Genomic DNA, 16,911 nt, shown 5'->3' with positions numbered 1-16,911 from the left:
AGCCGGCTCCTACAGGTTTGCGCGGTCCTTGTAGGAGCTGGCTTGCCAGCGATGGGCGCGACTCGGTTCAGGCCTTTTTCTTGTACGCGATGCAGTCGATCTCAACCTTGCAATCAACCATCATGTTCGCCTGCACGCAGGCCCGGGCCGGTGCGTGCTCGGGTTTGAAGTACTCGGAGAAGACCTTGTTGAAACTGGTGAAATCCCGCGGATCTTCCAGCCACACCCCGGCACGCACCACGTCTTCGAGGCCATAACCGGCCTCTTCGAGAATCGCGATCAGGTTCTTCATGGTCTGGTGAGTCTGCTCGACGATGCCGCCAACAATGATCTCGCCATCCAACGCCGGCACCTGGCCAGAAACGTGCAGCCAGCCGTCGGCTTCAACGGCGCGGGCGAAAGGACGAGGCGTACCGCCAGCGGCGCTGCTGCCGGTGCCGTAACGAGTAATGCTCATGAGTGTTTCTCCTGATTGAAAAGCTAAAAGTTAAAACCGCGTGTTTTTGAGGAACTCAGCCAGACGCGGTGATTGCGGGCGTTCGAACAGCTCCTTGGGAGGCCCCTGCTCTTCGATACGCCCCTGATTCATGAAAACGATCTTGTCCGAGACCTCGAAAGCGAAGCGCATTTCGTGGGTCACCAACAGCATGGTCATGCCATCCTCGGCCAGGCCCTTGATCACGCTCAGTACTTCGCCCACCAGTTCCGGGTCGAGGGCCGAGGTGACTTCGTCGAACAGCATCAGGCTCGGGTTCATTGCGATCGCCCGGGCAATCGCCACGCGCTGTTGCTGACCACCCGACAACTGCCCCGGATAGTGATCGCGGCGCTCCAGCAAACCGACCCGTTCGAGCCATTTTTCGGCGAGCGCGACAGCCTCGTCCTTGTGCAGCTTTTTGACCTTGAGCAAACCCAGGGTGACGTTCTGCAATGCGGTCAGGTGCGGGAACAGGTTGAACTGCTGGAACGCCATGCCGGTCATGGCCCGATGGCGGGCGATGACTTTTTCCGGGTGACGTATGCGCTTGCCATTGACCTCGTCATAGCCGATGGATTCGCCATCGAGCATGATCTGACCGCCCTGAAATTCTTCGAGCATGTTCACGCAACGCAGCAGCGTGGTCTTGCCCGAACCGCTGGAGCCGATCAGCGTGACCACGTTGCCGCGCTGCATGGTCAGGTCGACGCCCTTGAGCACTTCGAGCTGGCCATATTTTTTGTGCAGCCCGCGAATGTCCAGCAGGGGCTGCTCATTTGGAACGTTCGAAACTTGAGGTTGAGTCATGGCAAGGCCACCCGCTTTTCAATGTGCCGGCCGAGTAATTCGATGGCGTAGTTGATGACGAAAAACAGAAATCCGGCGAACAGGTAAAACTCCAGCGTCATGAAGGTCCGGGCGATGATCTGCTGGGTGCTGAGCAGCAACTCGGCCACGCCGATCACCGACAGCAGCGTCGAGGCCTTGACGATCTCGGTGGACGAATTGACCCAGGTCGGCAGGATCTGCCGCAGCGCCTGCGGCAACAGCACGTAACCGAGGGCTTGATAAAACGTCAGGCCAATCGCCTTGCTCGCTTCCATCTGACCGCTCGGCAACGCTTGCAGCGCGCCGCGCACAATCTCGGCGACGTGGGAACCGCAGAACAGCGTCAACCCCAGAGCTCCGGCCTGGAATGCACTGATCTGCCAGCCCAATGCGGGCGCCATGTAGAAGCAAGCGAGTACCAACACAAACACCGGTGTGCCGCGAATAATGTCCACGTAAAAACGGAACGGCGCACGCATCCAGAACTTGCCGTAAGTCAGCACCAGACCGGCGACAATGCCGACCATCGTGCCCAGCAAAATCGCCAGCGCCGAGACCTGCACACTGGTCAGGAAGCCTTGCCACAACACTTCGCGGGCAACCCATAACTCATGCAACCAACTGGGTGATTCGTACATGAGGGCCTCCTATCGGCGGATCGCCAGACGCTGCTCGAGGTAACGCAGCATCATGGCAATGAGGTAACAGGCCGCAACATAGAGCGCTGTGGTCACCAGCCAGGTTTCAATCACCCGGTAGCTCTCGACATTGATCTTGCGCGCGTAATAGGTCAGCTCGGGCACGGCAATCGCCGCCGCCAGCGAGGTGTCCTTGAACAGCGAAATGAAGTTGTTCGACAAGGCCGGCAGCACGTTGCGCAACATCACCGGCACAGTGACGTAGGCCTTGACCTGCCACTCGCCCAGGCCGATGGCCAACCCGGCTTCGCGCTGCCCCTTGGGAATGCTCAACAACCCGCCCCGGAACACTTCGGTCAGGTACGCCCCGGCATACAGCGACAGGGTGATGATGAACGACGGGATCTTGTCCAGACGGATCCCCAGGCTCGGCAACGCGAAGTAGATCAACAGAATCAACACCAGAATCGGCGTATTACGGATCACCGTCACATACACCGACGCCATCACCCGCAATGCGCGGTGCTTTGAGAGCAAAGCAAACGCCATCATCAGGCCGATCACGCAACCGATGGCGATCGACACCAGCGCCAGCTCCAGGCCCAGGCCGAGCCCCGCCAGCAAGGTGTCGAAATCGCGCCACACAGCGGCAAAGTTCAACTGATAGTTCATGGTCAGCAGTACCTTGAACGGGGCGCGTTATGCGCGCCCCACTCTCACGGGGTCATTTGAATTCGACGGGAAAACCGATGGCCGGGGTAGGCAGATCCACACCGAACCACTGCTTGAAGGACGCCGCGTACGTCGGGAATTCAACGCCGGTCATGGCTTCATGCAACGTGGTGTTGACGAAGTTCAGCCAGTCCTGATCGCCGCGTTTGACTGCGCACGCGTACGTTTGCGGGCTCCAGGCGTAGGTCGGGCTGCGATAGCGGCCCGGGTTCTGCACCATCAGGTACTTGACCGAAGATTGGTCGGTGGCAGCGGCGTCGGCACGGCCGGAGTTCACGGCCTGGTACATCAAATCCACGCTGTCGTACTGATCGACCTTGGCCTTGGGCAGCGCCTGGTGCACCAGTTCTTCGGCGTAAACGTTCTGCAGCACCGCCACGGTCACGCTGTCATTGGCCGCCTTGAGGTCTTCGATTTCCTTGTACTTGCTGTTTGCCGGCAACAGCAGGCCGACACCTTCGCGGTAGTACGGCAGCGTAAACGCCACTTGCTGCGCACGGCTGGCGGTCACGGTAATGAACTGGCAACTCATGTCGACCTTGTCGGTCAGCAGGTTGGGAATCCGCGCATCGGACGACTGCACCACGAACTCGACCTTGCTCGGATCGTTGAACAACCCTTTGGCGACCATTCGCGCGATATCAATATCGAACCCCTGCAACTTGCCGTCCGCTCCCTGGAAATGCCACGGCGCATTGGTACTGCCCGTGCCCACGATCAGTTTCCCACGGGCCAGCACGCTATCGAGCTTGCTGTCCGCCGCCTGGGCAACGCCCATGGCAGCAGCCGAAGCTGCAAAAAGAAAAACACACGCTTTAAACAAGGAAGGTCGGCGATGCATGGCAAGCACTCCAGGATGATGTGTATTCCGCTATACCGGAACCGAGTATGTAACAACGGAATAGACAGCAGAAAGTGTGCCACAGGTTGTGGGGCCATTTCTCGGAAAATTACAAATCGAGGGAAATCAACGGGATGCGCTGCAACACGAAAAAACGGTAGCGCTCGTACAACCGACTGGGCGCTACCGTTCGCCACAACGGGCGGGTAAAAGCATCTCAATTGGGCGAAGGCTGACCCGATCGGGTGCGCCGCCTTGCCTGCGCCCGGCTCACACCTACATCTCAACCCGGAACAAACCGCTCATCCCTCCTTTGTTATAGAGCAAGCCATCGAGCAGTTCGATTGCATACCCGGCCCTGGACTCCTTGCCGATGAGGAGCCGAAGCACGGCCGGATCCACTCGAAAGCTCAGAAAACCATCCGCGGTCGTGCGAATCTGCTGCCACTCCAACAAGTATTCGACGCCTGGGCCACAAGGTGGAGGAACGTCGGGACCGCACGGGATGCCACCTGTCGTGGAGTAAATCCTCAAACCCAGGAACATTCCCCGGTGCAGACCGCGAATCGGGGGAATACGGAATGTGGCGCCATTCGGAACATCTGCAAGTTTGAGGACGCCGTCCCGTGCCTCGACAATCTCGACATCCGGCAGGTGGTCGATGTCCAGTTCGCCAGTGGCCACCACGAAGGAGAAGGCATGGGAGCTCGACTGCGTGCCATCCGGGTGGCTGACGGTATAGCTGACGTCAACCGAGCCCCCCGAATGCATCAATACGGCGGCGTCGGGAATAGCGACCTGTTGCAGACCGGTAGAAACAACGGGATGAGGTTCGGCCTCATATTTCCCTTTATCGCTAAGCAACGTGATGTACACGCAATCGCCTGGCGCCAGCGCGGGATCAGAGATATGCGTGGTCACCACGCCGGGGCGGTAGTCGACCAGCAGCGGAAGAAACACTCGCACGACTTCGTACGCGGAAAACCACACCGTCGGTGCCGTGAGTAAAGAGAGGGAGTATCGTGATTGCCTATCGAAAAAACCGCTGTCCACTGCTGTCGAGATCATGCCGACCACCCTTCCATATCCAGAGATGAATTCATCAAACTGGCTGAAAAACTGTCGGCACGGCCTGGAGTCCAACAATCAACCGAGTGCAATCAAGCCCCCGGAGCGACACCCTTGTCTACTGTCAATACTGACAGGTGGCGACGTCTGCACACGGGCATCCTCGTTGGTGCTGAGCGGCAAGACTATGTGCAATACCGATGTGGAGAACGCATCGCGTATACTCGACACCCGGAAATGGCTTTCAATCCGAGTCTGCCAAGCTGATCGTAAAGACGCGAGACCAAAACCGGCTCGCTGGGCCCTTCATTGCGCCGGACTTAACGTTTTGGAAAACTGCCATCCAAGAGCCACTATCGACCGAGCATTCGCTGTAATTGATTGACATCAATCAAGCGTCGAACCGCATTGGACAAGCTCCGATGCGGCTGCTTTCATTTACATCTCAGTAAGCGGTATAGCGCTGCCGGCCTTGGGCCAGAGCCTTGTCACATTCCCGGGAGGGATCAATGTCTTTCAACATCATGATGGTTTTCGGCACACGCCCGGAGGCCATCAAGATGGCGCCACTCGCCAGAGTGTTGCGTCAATGGCCCGGGGTCGAACTGAACATCTGCTCCACCGGCCAGCACCGTGAGATGCTCAAGCAAGTACTCGATTCCTTCGAATTGACAGTCGACGAAGACCTGCAAGTCATGACCAAGGGGCAGACCCTCAACGGCTTGTCACAACAACTGCTGATCAACCTCGATCAGGCTTACGAGCGGGCGAAACCCGACATCGTGCTGGTACACGGTGATACCACCACCAGCTTCATCGCCGCCCTCGCCGCCTTCAATCGCCAGTTGCCAATCGGCCACGTCGAGGCTGGGTTGCGTACCGGTAACTTGCGCGCACCCTGGCCGGAAGAAGCCAACCGCCGCCTGACGGGCGTCATCGCCGACCTGCATTTCACACCGACCATCAAGGGCGAAAACAATCTGCTGCGTGAAGGCGTGCCCAAAGCCAGCATTGAAGTCACCGGCAATACGGTGATCGACGCACTGTTGTGGATGCGCACCCATCAGCAGGAAATCAACTGGCATCCTGCCGCCGATTCGTCGCTGGCAATGCTTGAAGACCATCGACGTCTGGTACTGATCACCGGCCACCGCCGGGAGAATTTTGGCGATGGTTTCCGCAATATCTGCCAGGCGCTCGCCGACCTCGCCGTGCGCTACCCGGATGTGCAGTTCGTCTACCCGGTGCACCTGAACCCGCAGGTGCAGAAAGCGGTGTATGGCGTGCTGTCGGACAAGCCGAACATTTATCTGGTGGCGCCGCAGGACTACCAGCATTTTGTCTGGCTGATGGGGCGTGCGCATTTCATCCTCACCGATTCAGGAGGCATTCAGGAGGAAGCACCCGCTATCGGCAAGCCGCTGCTGGTGCTGCGCGATGTCACCGAACGGCCGTCCGTGCTCGAAGGCGGGACCGTGTTGCTGGTGGGCACCGACACCGACCGCATCGTCAAGGAAGCCAGTCGTTTGCTGGATGACGAGGTTCACTTCGAACGCATGAGCCGCGTTCACAGCCCCTACGGTGACGGCCACGCCAGCGAGCGCATCGCCACTCGATTGTGTGAGTGGCTAGGTGAGCGCTCGGCGGCGGTCAAAGCACGATGAGTTTCGGTTTTGTCGATTTTTTTGCCTACGTCCTGTTCGGTCTCAAATACCTCGCGATCATCCTGGCGTTTTTGATGTTCATCCTCGGGCTCGATGACCTGTTCATCGACCTCGTGTACTGGGGCCGCAAGCTCGTCCGGCGCTGGCGGATCTACGAAAAATTCAAGCGCGCGGACGAAGAACGCCTGTACGCCATTGCCGAAAAACCCCTGGCAATCATGGTCCCGGCGTGGAACGAAGTCGGCGTGGTCGGTGAGATGGCACGCCTTGCGGCGACGACCCTCGATTACGAGAACTATCAGATTTTCGTCGGTACGTACCCCAATGATGCCGAGACGCAGGCCGACGTCGATGCGGTCTGTCAGCACTATCCCAACGTGCACAAAGTGGTCTGCGCCCGCCCCGGCCCCACCAGTAAAGCCGACTGCCTGAACAACATCATCGACGCGATCCTGCGCTTTGAAAGCGAGGCAAAAATCCAGTTTTCCGGGTTCATTCTGCACGATGCCGAAGACGTGATTTCGCCGATGGAATTGCGCCTCTTCAACTACCTGCTACCGGCCAAGGACCTGATCCAGATTCCCGTCTACCCCTATGCGCCGGAGTGGCGAGGCTTCACCGCCGGGCATTACGTTGATGAATTCGCCGAGAACCACGGCAAGGACGTGATCGTCCGCGAAGCCATGACCGGCCAGGTGCCCAGCGCCGGAGTCGGCACCTGCTTCAGCCGTAAAGCCATCAGCGCCCTGCTCGAAGACGGCGACGGCATTGCCTTCGACGTGCAGAGCCTGACCGAAGACTACGACATCGGTTTTCGCCTAAAGCAAAAAGGCATGAAATGCATCTTTGCCCGTTACTCGGTGACCGACCCGAAACTGGCGCTCGAACACCCCTGGGCATTCGGCATGGACCGTGTGTTTTCCCAGGTGATCTGCGTTCGCGAGCATTTCCCCCGGGACTTTCAGCAGGCCATCCGCCAGAAATCCCGCTGGATCGTCGGCATCGTCTTTCAAGGCACCAAGAACCTCGGCTGGAGCCCCACGGGCGTGCTCAACTATTTCCTCTGGCGTGACCGTCGCGGAATGATCGCCTACCTGCTGACGTTCCTGGTCAGCTTGCTGTGCATTGTGCTGTTGGCGATGTGGCTGATGACGGTGATTGCACCGACCGCCTGGCACTATCCGTCGATCCTGTCCACCAGCCCGGTACTCGCGATGCTCTTGTGGCTCAACGGGTTTATGCTGATCAATCGGCTGTTCCAGCGCGGCTGGTTCGTCACCCGTTACTACGGACTGGTGGAAGGCCTGCTGTCGACACCGCGCACGATATGGAGCAATTTCATCAACTTCTTCGCCAACGTGCGGGCGCTGCGTCAGGTCATGGAAATGGGTGATTCGCGGCGCGTGGCGTGGGACAAGACCACCCACGAATTCCCGGCCCTGACCAAGACCCAGCGCACGCCGCTGGGTCATCGTCTGGTGGAAAAAGGCCTGCTCACCGAAGAAGAACTGGAAGCGGCCATCACCAGCCCGATACGCCGACGTCTGGGCCACGAACTGCTGCTGCGTGAACACATCAACAGCACGCAACTGGTAGAAACCCTCGCCGAGCAGTTGAACCTTGAGTGGGCGCCACTGAACCCGTTCAAACTCGACAAGCACCTGATCGACGCCGTGCCGCGCAAGATTGCCTCCCACTACGGCGTGTTGCCCGTGGCGGAGGAAGGCAACACCCTGGTGCTGGCTTCCGAAGGCCCGGTGAGCCAGGTCTCGCTCGGCGCCATCAGCCGTCAATTGAAGCGCCCGGTGCGCTGCCGCCTCGCGCCGCAGGGCCGGGTCACGCTGGGGATCCGCTACTGGTACGCCAGCCCTCGTCAGAATAAGGAAGTGCACCACATGCTCGAAGTGCTTGAGCGTCATCAGGACGATGAAGCCTTGCTCGAACGCGTCAGCCATCACCAGGTGCTGCTGGGCAATCTGCTGCAAGTGCGCGGCATGGTCCCGCCGAGCCTGTTCAATCAGGCGTTGATCGACTTCGATGCCGAGCACATGTCCTTGGGTGAACACCTCATCTCGCGCGGCATGATCACTCAGGAAGTGCTAGAACAGGCCCTGGAAGATCAGGCCAGTGAACAGCAAGCTGCCTACCGCATTGTCCGGGAGGTCGCATGAAGCCTGATCGTCATACCCTCCTCGTCGGCAGTCTGTTGCTGGGCCTGGCGGCTAGCTCGTGGGTACAGGCAGAACCGCTGACCGAATTCGAACAGTTTCGCAGCTTCCCCTACATGGATCGCAGCTACCGCGAAGCGAAAAAGGGCAACTGGGCCGAAGTCGAACGGCTGATGCGCCACCTGTTGACCAAGGTGCCGAAAAACGATGAAGCCCGCGCCCTGCTGGTCGAAGCGCTGGCCAGGCAGCGACGGTACAAGGACGCCGTGCAGTCGCTGCCGGACAACCCGGACAACAACGACGCCTTGCTCAACCTGCGCCTGACCTGGATCGAACAGGATCCTCCGGGCAGCGAGCAGGTAGAACAATGGATCGCCAGCAGCAACCTCAGTCAGCGAGTACGCCTGTGGCAGGCCTATAGCCTGAGCCTCGCGAAATTTGGCGGCGCCGGCAAAGCTCACGACTGGCTGGCGCAGCTGGCGCCCAAGGGTGACGACGACATTCTGCGCATGGCCCGCTCCAATTGGTCCGAGCAACTGCGCGACTGGGACGGCACCATCGAACAACTGGCGCCACTGGCCGCCAGCAAGCAACTGGACGCCGAAGGTTGGCAGCGACTGGCCAATGCCTATGTGCAGCGGCTCGACGAACAGCCCTTGCTGCAATTGTTGCAGCAAGCCCCGTCACCCGAAGCCGCGCGCAAGGCCCGCCTCGCGATGATCGATCGGGCGATCGCCATGGGCCAAGTGCAACAGGCTCAACGCTGGATGCAAACATTGCCCGCCAGTGACCTGACGGATCCGGCGCAACGCCAGCGCCTGTGGGAACTGGCGCGACAAAGCGGTGATGTACCGACCGTGCAACGCTTGAGTGGCGAATTGCAGCGCCCGTGCATGGAGACGGCCGAATGGTTGTCCAGCCGCGATCCGCAAGTCGCACGCACGCAACTGCGTGGTTGCCAGCCGAACGATGACCCGCAAACCTGGTTGATCCTGGCCCAGCGTCTGCAAGACACCGAGCTGCTGCAAGGCACGCGCCTGCCCGAACCGTGGGACAGTCAACGCCAGGCACGGCTGCTGGACATCTGGCAGGACCAGGGTGAGAGCGACAAAGTCATGGCCTGGCTCGCCGGCCAGCCACAGACGGCTGATGTGATCAAACGCCGGGCCGAACTGGCGCAAGCCCTGGGTCGCAATACGGAAGCTGCAACGCTCTGGGAGCGGCACTACCAACAGACCGGCAACCTTGGTTCGCTCAATCAGGCCACGTATCTGGCGCTGAACGCCGGTCAACGCGAACACGCGCAACAGGTGCTCGAAAACGCGTATGACCGTCATGCCGGCAAGTTGCCCGTTGCCCTGCTGCAACGGCTGGCGGGGCTCTATGCCTCGTCGACGCCGACCCCGGCGCAGCAGAAACGCATGGTGTCGCTGCTCAATCGCGTCGATCCCGCCACACGCGGCCAACTGCTGGCGCAACTGGCCGAGAAAGGTCAGTGCGATGCGGTGCAACAAGCCATTGGCGACCACCCGCGGGTCGCAGGCGACTATCGAGCCCTGGGCCGTTGCGCCATGCCGGGCCGGCCGGGTGAAGCCGTCTTCTACTACCAGACCGCGGAAAAACTCGGCGACCGTGGCAGTCGTCTGCCACTGGCGTATGCGCTGGAAGCGTCCGGGGATTCGGCGGGCGCCCTGGCCATCTGGCGCAGCCTGCCGGAGGCTGAGTTGAGCGATAACGCCAAACTGACGGCCAGCCGCAGCGCCCTCACCGCAGGCGACACGCAGCTCGCAGAACGTTACTGGCAACACAGTCGCGCCCGAGGGGCCAATGAATGGGCGCTGGGCGCGGCGATTGCCGACGCGAGCGGCGATCATGTCAAAGCATTGCAACGTCAGCGTTCAGCCTTGCAGCAGGCGCCGGATGCCGGGCATTTCTACGCAGCGTCGGTCACCGCGCAAAAGGCCGGCGAACGGGAACAAAGCACTGCGTGGCTCGCCGAAGCCGTGCGTCGCGAACCGGACAACCCGCGCTATCGCGCCGATTACGGCATGCGTCTGGCGGGGGCCGACACCCGGGAACAGCGCGTACACGCCATCCCTTATCTGCAAAGTGCCACCCGGGATTTTCCGGAAGACTATCGCCTCGGTGAAACCCTGGCGCTGCGTTACGACGAAGTCGAAAACAGCGCGGCAGCGCGCAAGGAATTGCGTCGGATCATTGATCTGGAACAGCACCCGGTGGCCGACGACGATGAGAAGGCCAGCATGGAAGCCAGGCGTTATCGCCAACGCCGCGCCCACGAAACGCTGTCCCGTCGCGACAGCCGCACGCTGGCCAGCACCTGGTCACCGGCCGGCGTCTCGACCAACGACAGCTTCCGCCCCAACGGCACCCTGCGCGATACCTCACGACGCGCCACTTCACAGAACGTGCAAGTGGCGATCTGGGACCATGCGCTCGGTGAAGAGCCGAGTCGCGCTGGCAGCACGTTGTCGGTTTATGGTCGCGTACTGCTTGGCGGTCGGGGCCGGTCGAGTTACGGCGAATCCCTCGGCACCGGCGTGGGTCTGCGTTACAAGCCCTGGGGCACGGCGAACATCAACTTCTACGGCGAGCTCTACAAGCAGAGCTCGTTCGATGGCAACGACAATCAGCACATTAGCCTGGGTCAATTGCTGATTCCTGAAAAACTCGCCGATCAGTTCAACGATCACCGCCAGGACGGTCACACCAGCACCGATTACCTGCTGCGCGCCACAGCCTCGTTTCTTGATCAGGGACGGTTCCGCAACGATTGGCGCATCGATGAAAATGATTGGGAAGAACGCTTCCTCTACCTCGACGCTGCGTGGTGGACCAAGGCCGGTGATCACCAATGGCTGTCGCGTTTCCAGCAAGGTCACACCTGGAAACTGCCGTTCAACGGCGCGCAAACCGTCATGCCATACGGCTTTCTCGAGTTCGCCAACCAGGACCCGAACAATGACTGGCGCCAGGACCTGCGCACCGGTATCGGCCTGCGCTGGCAATGGTGGTTCGACGACGACATCTACAATGCTTACCGTGCGCACCTGACGGTTCGTACCGAGTATCAGCAATCCCTGAGCGGCAACCTGTATGAAGGCGGCAACGGTGTGTTGCTGGGTGTGGAGTTGAATTTCTGATGACGCGTTTTCTCCTGGTTCTTTGCGTGTTAATGAGCAGCACAATGGCCCGCGCCGATGAGCGGATTTTTTACCAACCCCTGAACGTCGACGCCGGTTTGAGCCAGGCGCAATGGCAACGGATCTGGCAGGACACCGCCAAAAACGGCGTACACACCGTCATCGTGCAATGGACGGCGTACGGTGATTCCAACTTCGGCGGCGCCGAGGGCTGGCTCGCCAGCAGCTTGAATCTGGCCCATGAACAGGGCCTGAAACTGGTGCTGGGCCTGAGCATGGACCCGGCCTATTACCAGCGCATCGATGAGCAGGACAGCGCCGGGCTCGCGGTTTATTGGCAGGCGCAACTCGGACAGTCGCTGGCTCAGCAACACCGGCTGCGCCAGGACTGGAAACTGCCGGTGAGCGGTTGGTACCTGCCGATGGAACTCGACGACTTTCACTTCCTGGCGGTGGAGCGACGGCAAACCCTGCAGCGCCAACTCAAGGATTTCGCCGGCAAACTGGACGCACCGTTGCACGTCAGCGCCTTCACTGCCGGCAAACTTGCGCCACAGGTAAACGGCCAGTGGCTGGGTGGACTGGCGAGCGCGGGGGTTAACGTGTGGTGGCAGGACGGCACGGGCACCGGGCGATTGCCGCCACTGGTGCGCAACGGCTACGCCAGCGCACTGCCCTGCCCGGTCGGTATCGTGCGCGAAGCGTTCCGACAAGTCAGCGTCGAGGGCCAACCGTTTCGCGGGGAGCCGGCCACCCCCGACGCCACGTCGGCAGGTTGCCATCCGACGGCGGTGTTTTCCCTGCGTTATCGACCGTGGGGCAAGGTAATTCTCGACAACCAACGCAAGCATCAGGTCAGCGAATAATCACCCGCCAATCCGCGTCAGAAACACCCGCGTCACCCGCCGCTCCTCAACCGCCGTCACGGTCATGCGCCAGCCTTCCCACTCATGGCTGTCGCCAATCATCGGCAGTCGATCCAGCATGCTCATCACCAGCCCCGCCAAGGTCTGATAGTCCTCGGTCGGTTCTACGGCGAACCCGGTACGCTGGCGAACCCGCATCAGGTTCAACGCACCATTGACCCTGAACCCGCCCGGCTCTTCCACCACGTCCGGCCCCTCGATTTCGCTGGCGTCGGGCAACTCACCGGCAATCGATTCGAGAATGTCGGTCATGGTCAGCACGCCCACGAAGTCACCGAACTCATTGACCACAAAGGCGATGTGCGTCGAGGCCTGGCGCATCTGTTCCAGGGCATTGAGAATCGAATAACTGTCCAGCAAGTTGATGGTCTTGCGCGCCAGATGCTCAAGGTCCGGCTCGTTGCCGGCCAGGTATTCCTTGAGCAATTCCTTCTTGTGCACGAAGCCCAGCGGCTCATCCACCGCACCGTCGCGTATCAACGGCAGGCGCGAGTAGGACGAATGCATCAGCCGTGTACGAATGGCTTCTGCGTCGTCGGACAGGTCGATGTGATCGACGTCGGCACGGACCGTCATCAACGTGCGAATCGGCCGCTCGGCCAGTTGCAGCACGCCGCTGATCATCACCCGTTCACGACGGTCGAACAGCTCTTCGCCCGGCGCCTCGCCATTGTCGAGCATGTCGGCAATCTCTTCGCCGACCTCTTCCACCGCCAGTTTGCGACCACCCAGCAAACGCAAGACCGCGTGGGCCGTGCGCTCGCGCATCGGCCGCAGGCCCTGCATGGACTTTTTGCGGCGCGCCCGGGCGATCTGGTTGAACAGCTCGATCAGGATCGAAAAACCAATGGCCGCGTACAGGTAGCCCTTCGGAATATGGAAGCCCAGGCCTTCAGCGGTCAGCGCGAAGCCGATCATCATCAGGAAGCCCAGGCACAGCATGATCACCGTCGGGTGTGCGTTGACGAAACGGGTCAGCGGCTTGCTGGCGACAATCATCAGGCCGATGGAGATGATCACCGCGATCATCATGACCGCCAGCTCATCGACCATGCCCACGGCGGTAATCACCGCGTCGAGGGAGAACACCGCGTCGAGCACCACGATCTGCGCGACGATCGGCCAGAACAGCGCGTAAACCGTGTTGGACGAGCGCTGGCCGACATGGCCTTCAAGTCGCTCGTGCAATTCCATCGTCGCCTTGAACAACAGGAACACACCACCGAACAACATGATCAGGTCACGGCCGGAGAAACTGTGCTCGAACACCTCGAACAGCGGCTGGGTCAGGGTCACTAGCCAGGAAATACTCGCCAGCAGGCCCAGGCGCATCAGCAAGGCCAGGGACAAACCGATGATTCGCGCACGGTCACGCTGCTCGGGCGGCAGTTTGTCCGCCAGGATCGCGATAAACACGAGGTTGTCGATGCCGAGCACCAGCTCCAGCACGATCAACGTCAACAGGCCCAGCCACGCGGTGGGGTCAGCTATCCATTCCATAAAAACGTCTCGATCTCTTCAGTGAATTCAGAATGCCGGGCACGGCAAGGCGCGGCGCAGAGGCCGTTGAGCTGCAATGACAAGGGTGTTCGGAAGGCGAAAGACCGGGTGTTTCGCGTGTATCAGGCGCGCACGATGGCGCCGAGAGGAAGGATAACCGGGAGGCTCCGAGAGGGTGTTCATGCAAGTCCTGAAAGGAAAAAGGCCTTGGAGCGTACAGGTGAAAGCGACTTTTCCTACAGCCAGAAATCATTACAAAATCTGTAGAAGGTCAAAAGATCGCAGCCTTCGGCAGCTCCTACAGAACATCGTCGAACGACTGTAGGAGCTGCCGTAGGCTGCGATCTTTTAACGGTTTTTTACCCGCTCGATATACCGCACCACCGCCGCTGACTTCTCAAACCGCCGATACACCAACGATAGCCACGAGCTCGCCTCACACCCTTTGATCGACCGGTAAACCACACCGGGCAACCCGACGTGCCCGACCACCGACTCCGGCACCACCGCCACGCCCTGCCTCAGCGACACCAGCGCCAGCACCGCCACCAGCCCGCCGGGTTGCGCCCCGAGTTTCGGCGCAAACCCGCCCTCGGCGGCGACTTGCAAGGTGCCGCTGATCTGCTCCGGCAGGATGAACGTCTCGCCCTGCAAATGCTCCGGGCCAATCTCGCTCAAACGGCACAGCCACGACTCGCTCGACAGCCCCAGCACAAAACCTTCCGCGTCGAGGCGAATGGCTTCCAGCCCCTCGGGCAACGTCATGGGTGAACGCACATAACCGATATCGAACCGGCCTTCGAGCACCATCGCCGGCAAGCTCGCCATCGGGCTTTCGCGCACGTTGAGGCTGACGTCCGGGCATTCCCGGCTGAACGCTTGCACCTGCTTTTGCAGCAGGCCCGAGTACACCGCAGAGGCCACGTAACCCAACTCGATATGACCGATATCACCTCGCCCGGCGCGCTGGGCGTTGCGTTGGGCATACTCGAATTGCCGCACCGTCGCCTCGGCTTCGATCAGCAGTGCGGCGCCGGCTTCGGTCAGGCTGACTTCACGGGTCTGGCGTACGAACAGTCGCGTGCCGAGTTCGTTCTCCATGTCCTGGATCTGTCGAGTCAAGGTCGGCGGTGCGATACCGAGTTGTTCGGCAGCACGCGTGAAGTTGCCTTGCCGGGCAACGGCCAGAAAGTAGCGGAAATGCCGTATGTCCATGGGCGCATTAGCTCAAAGGTAATGAAGTGCCGGTTTTCGGCTAACGAAGCGCACAAGCGGTCGCGATAAGCTCATTCGGCAATCACAGTAGAGAGCCCACAGCATGTACGTCAAACCCCTTTTCGCCGTTACAGAAAGCAGCCTTGTGCAAAAGGCAATCCGCTCATGAGCCGCGTCAATCCGCGCCTCACATTGCTGACCGCCTCCGGCGTCTGCTCGTTAATCGTCCTCGACACCAATATCGTTGCCGTCACCCTGCCGACGATTGCCCGGGACCTGGGTGCCAATTTTGCCGACATCGAATGGGTGGTCAGCGCCTACATGCTTGCCTTCGCCGCCCTGTTGCTGCCGGCGGGCAGCATCGCCGACCGCTTCGGCCGGCAGAAAACCCTGCTCTGTGGCCTGGGCATTTTCATTCTGGCGTCTATCGGTTGCGGTGCTGCGCCCAACGCGTTGTTCCTCGACATCGCACGGGCGATCAAGGGGGTCGGCGCGGCGTTGCTGCTGACCTCGGCCCTGGCCTCTATCGGCCATACGTTTCACGATGAAGTGGAACGAGCCAAGGCCTGGGCGTTCTGGGGCGCGTGCATGGGCGTGGCGATGACAGCCGCGCCGACCGTCGGCGGGTTGATCACTGAATTCATTGGCTGGCGCTGGATCTTCTACCTCAATTTGCCGGTGGGCCTGTTCCTGATGGTCATGGTCTGGCGTGCGGTGCCGGAATCCCGCGACCCGCAATCCGCACGCCTCGATCCGTGGGGCAGCCTGGCGTTCAGTGGCAGTTTGCTGTGCCTGATCTGGGGCCTGATCGAGGCCAACCGGATCGGCTGGAACAACCCGATCACTTACGCCCGACTGATTGGCGGCGCGCTGTTACTGGGGTTGTTCGTCGTGATCGAGCGGATGCAGCGGCGGCCGATGGTCGACCTGCAATTGTTCAAACATCCGCGCTTCATTGGCGCGCTGCTGGGGATGTTTGCCTACGCCGGCTGCGCGCAGGTGATGATGACGTTGCTGCCGTTTTATCTGCAAAACGGCCTGGGTTTCTCGGCCATCGCCTCAGGGCTGGGCATGTTGCCGTTTGCCCTGACCATGTTGATTTGCCCGCGTATCGGCGTGCGCCTGGCCAGTCGGTTCGCCCCGGCCACGTTGATGGCGACCGGTTTGACCCTGGTCGGCAGCGGCAATCTGCTCAGTGCCTGGGCGGTCAGCAGCGGCGGTTACCTGCCTTTCGCCCTGGCGATTGCCGTCACCGGCGCGGGGGCCGGACTGCTCAACGGCGACACGCAGAAAAACATCATGGCCTGCGTGCCCAGGGAACGCACCGGGATGGCCTCGGGCATGAGCACCACCATGCGTTTCAGTGCGATCGTGCTGGCGATCGGCGTGTACGGCGCGTTGCTGTCCAGCCATGCCGAACAGTTGTTGCGCGCAGATTTGTCGGCACAAGGCGCGCAATGGCTCGCCCAGACCCAGGGCATCGCGTCGCGGGTGGTGGCCGGTGACATGCCGGCAGCGCTGGACCTGTTGCCGGAAGCGGCACGCAGCGTGGTCGAACCGTTGGCCCGACAGGCGTTCGTCGGCGGGTTCAGTCTCTTGTTGTTGGTCGCCGGATTACTCGCATTGCTGGGGGCGTTGGTGGTGGGCACGCTGATGCGCAATCCGATTCCCGCCCCATCGGCTGGCGCC

The 16,911-nt window shown here is 60.8% G+C and carries 13 protein-coding genes; 5 read left to right on the top strand and 8 right to left on the bottom strand.

The window, feature by feature from the left end; translation table 11 throughout:
- Positions 1–67: 67 nt before the first annotated feature.
- The 6 genes from PMI32_RS06035 to PMI32_RS06060 form a co-directional block, all read right to left on the bottom strand.
- Positions 68–457, bottom strand: coding sequence for a RidA family protein (locus PMI32_RS06035; protein WP_008033044.1), 390 nt, complete (start codon positions 455–457; stop codon positions 68–70).
- Positions 458–487: 30 nt separating this feature from the next.
- Positions 488–1,285 carry an amino acid ABC transporter ATP-binding protein gene (locus tag PMI32_RS06040; protein ID WP_008033043.1) on the bottom strand — a complete coding sequence of 266 codons (798 nt, stop codon included), beginning with the start codon at positions 1,283–1,285 and terminating at the stop codon, positions 488–490.
- Positions 1,282–1,944 (bottom strand): amino acid ABC transporter permease, encoded by a 663-nt coding sequence (locus PMI32_RS06045; RefSeq protein ID WP_008033040.1) that lies wholly within the window; start codon positions 1,942–1,944, stop codon positions 1,282–1,284. Before PMI32_RS06045 ends, PMI32_RS06040 begins: the two co-directional genes overlap by 4 nt.
- A 9-nt stretch (positions 1,945–1,953) precedes the next feature.
- Complete coding sequence (locus PMI32_RS06050; RefSeq protein WP_008033038.1) at positions 1,954–2,616, bottom strand: amino acid ABC transporter permease; 663 nt, start codon at positions 2,614–2,616, stop codon at positions 1,954–1,956.
- Between the two features lie 52 nt (positions 2,617–2,668).
- Positions 2,669–3,517 (bottom strand): transporter substrate-binding protein, encoded by an 849-nt coding sequence (locus PMI32_RS06055; RefSeq protein WP_008033036.1) that lies wholly within the window; start codon positions 3,515–3,517, stop codon positions 2,669–2,671.
- 276 nt (positions 3,518–3,793) lie between these two features.
- Entirely contained in the window at positions 3,794–4,585 is a 792-nt protein-coding gene (locus PMI32_RS06060; RefSeq protein ID WP_008033035.1) for a hypothetical protein, read from the bottom strand.
- Positions 4,586–5,094: 509 nt separating this feature from the next.
- Between PMI32_RS06060 and wecB the strand changes: the two genes are divergently transcribed.
- From wecB to PMI32_RS06080, 4 genes are read left to right on the top strand one after another with little or no spacing between them, the layout of a single operon-like run.
- The gene (gene wecB, locus PMI32_RS06065) at positions 5,095–6,249 is read left to right on the top strand and encodes a non-hydrolyzing UDP-N-acetylglucosamine 2-epimerase (protein ID WP_008033034.1); all 1,155 of its coding nucleotides are present in this window, start codon (positions 5,095–5,097) and stop codon (positions 6,247–6,249) included.
- Positions 6,246–8,420, top strand: coding sequence for a cyclic di-3',5'-guanylate-activated glycosyltransferase NfrB (gene nfrB / locus PMI32_RS06070; RefSeq protein WP_008033029.1), 2,175 nt, complete (start codon positions 6,246–6,248; stop codon positions 8,418–8,420). The genes wecB and nfrB overlap by 4 nt, the downstream gene beginning before the upstream one ends.
- Positions 8,417–11,581 carry an NfrA family protein gene (locus PMI32_RS06075; RefSeq protein WP_008033027.1) on the top strand — a complete coding sequence of 1,055 codons (3,165 nt, stop codon included), beginning with the start codon at positions 8,417–8,419 and terminating at the stop codon, positions 11,579–11,581. The genes nfrB and PMI32_RS06075 overlap by 4 nt, the downstream gene beginning before the upstream one ends.
- Positions 11,581–12,447, top strand: a complete 867-nt coding sequence (locus PMI32_RS06080) for a DUF4434 family protein (protein WP_032829076.1) — start codon at positions 11,581–11,583, stop codon at positions 12,445–12,447. Before PMI32_RS06075 ends, PMI32_RS06080 begins: the two co-directional genes overlap by 1 nt.
- Here the strand turns inward: PMI32_RS06080 and PMI32_RS06085 are convergent, their stop codons facing one another.
- Both PMI32_RS06085 and PMI32_RS06090 read right to left on the bottom strand, forming a co-directional pair.
- Positions 12,448–14,007 (bottom strand): TerC family protein, encoded by a 1,560-nt coding sequence (locus PMI32_RS06085; RefSeq protein ID WP_008033024.1) that lies wholly within the window; start codon positions 14,005–14,007, stop codon positions 12,448–12,450. It abuts the gene before it with no gap.
- Positions 14,008–14,355: 348 nt separating this feature from the next.
- Positions 14,356–15,222 carry a LysR family transcriptional regulator gene (locus tag PMI32_RS06090; protein ID WP_008033023.1) on the bottom strand — a complete coding sequence of 289 codons (867 nt, stop codon included), beginning with the start codon at positions 15,220–15,222 and terminating at the stop codon, positions 14,356–14,358.
- A 165-nt stretch (positions 15,223–15,387) separates the two neighbouring features.
- Between PMI32_RS06090 and PMI32_RS06095 the strand changes: the two genes are divergently transcribed.
- Positions 15,388–16,911, top strand: a 1,524-nt coding sequence (locus tag PMI32_RS06095; protein WP_008033021.1) for an MFS transporter, incomplete at its 3' end; no start/stop codon positions are given.

The organism is Pseudomonas sp. GM60 (assembly GCF_000282415.1).
In the GTDB taxonomy this organism is placed as follows: domain Bacteria; phylum Pseudomonadota; class Gammaproteobacteria; order Pseudomonadales; family Pseudomonadaceae; genus Aquipseudomonas; species Aquipseudomonas migulae.
The sequence above is the reverse complement of the archived record's forward strand: the minus strand, read 5'-3'. Positions and strand labels throughout refer to the sequence as shown.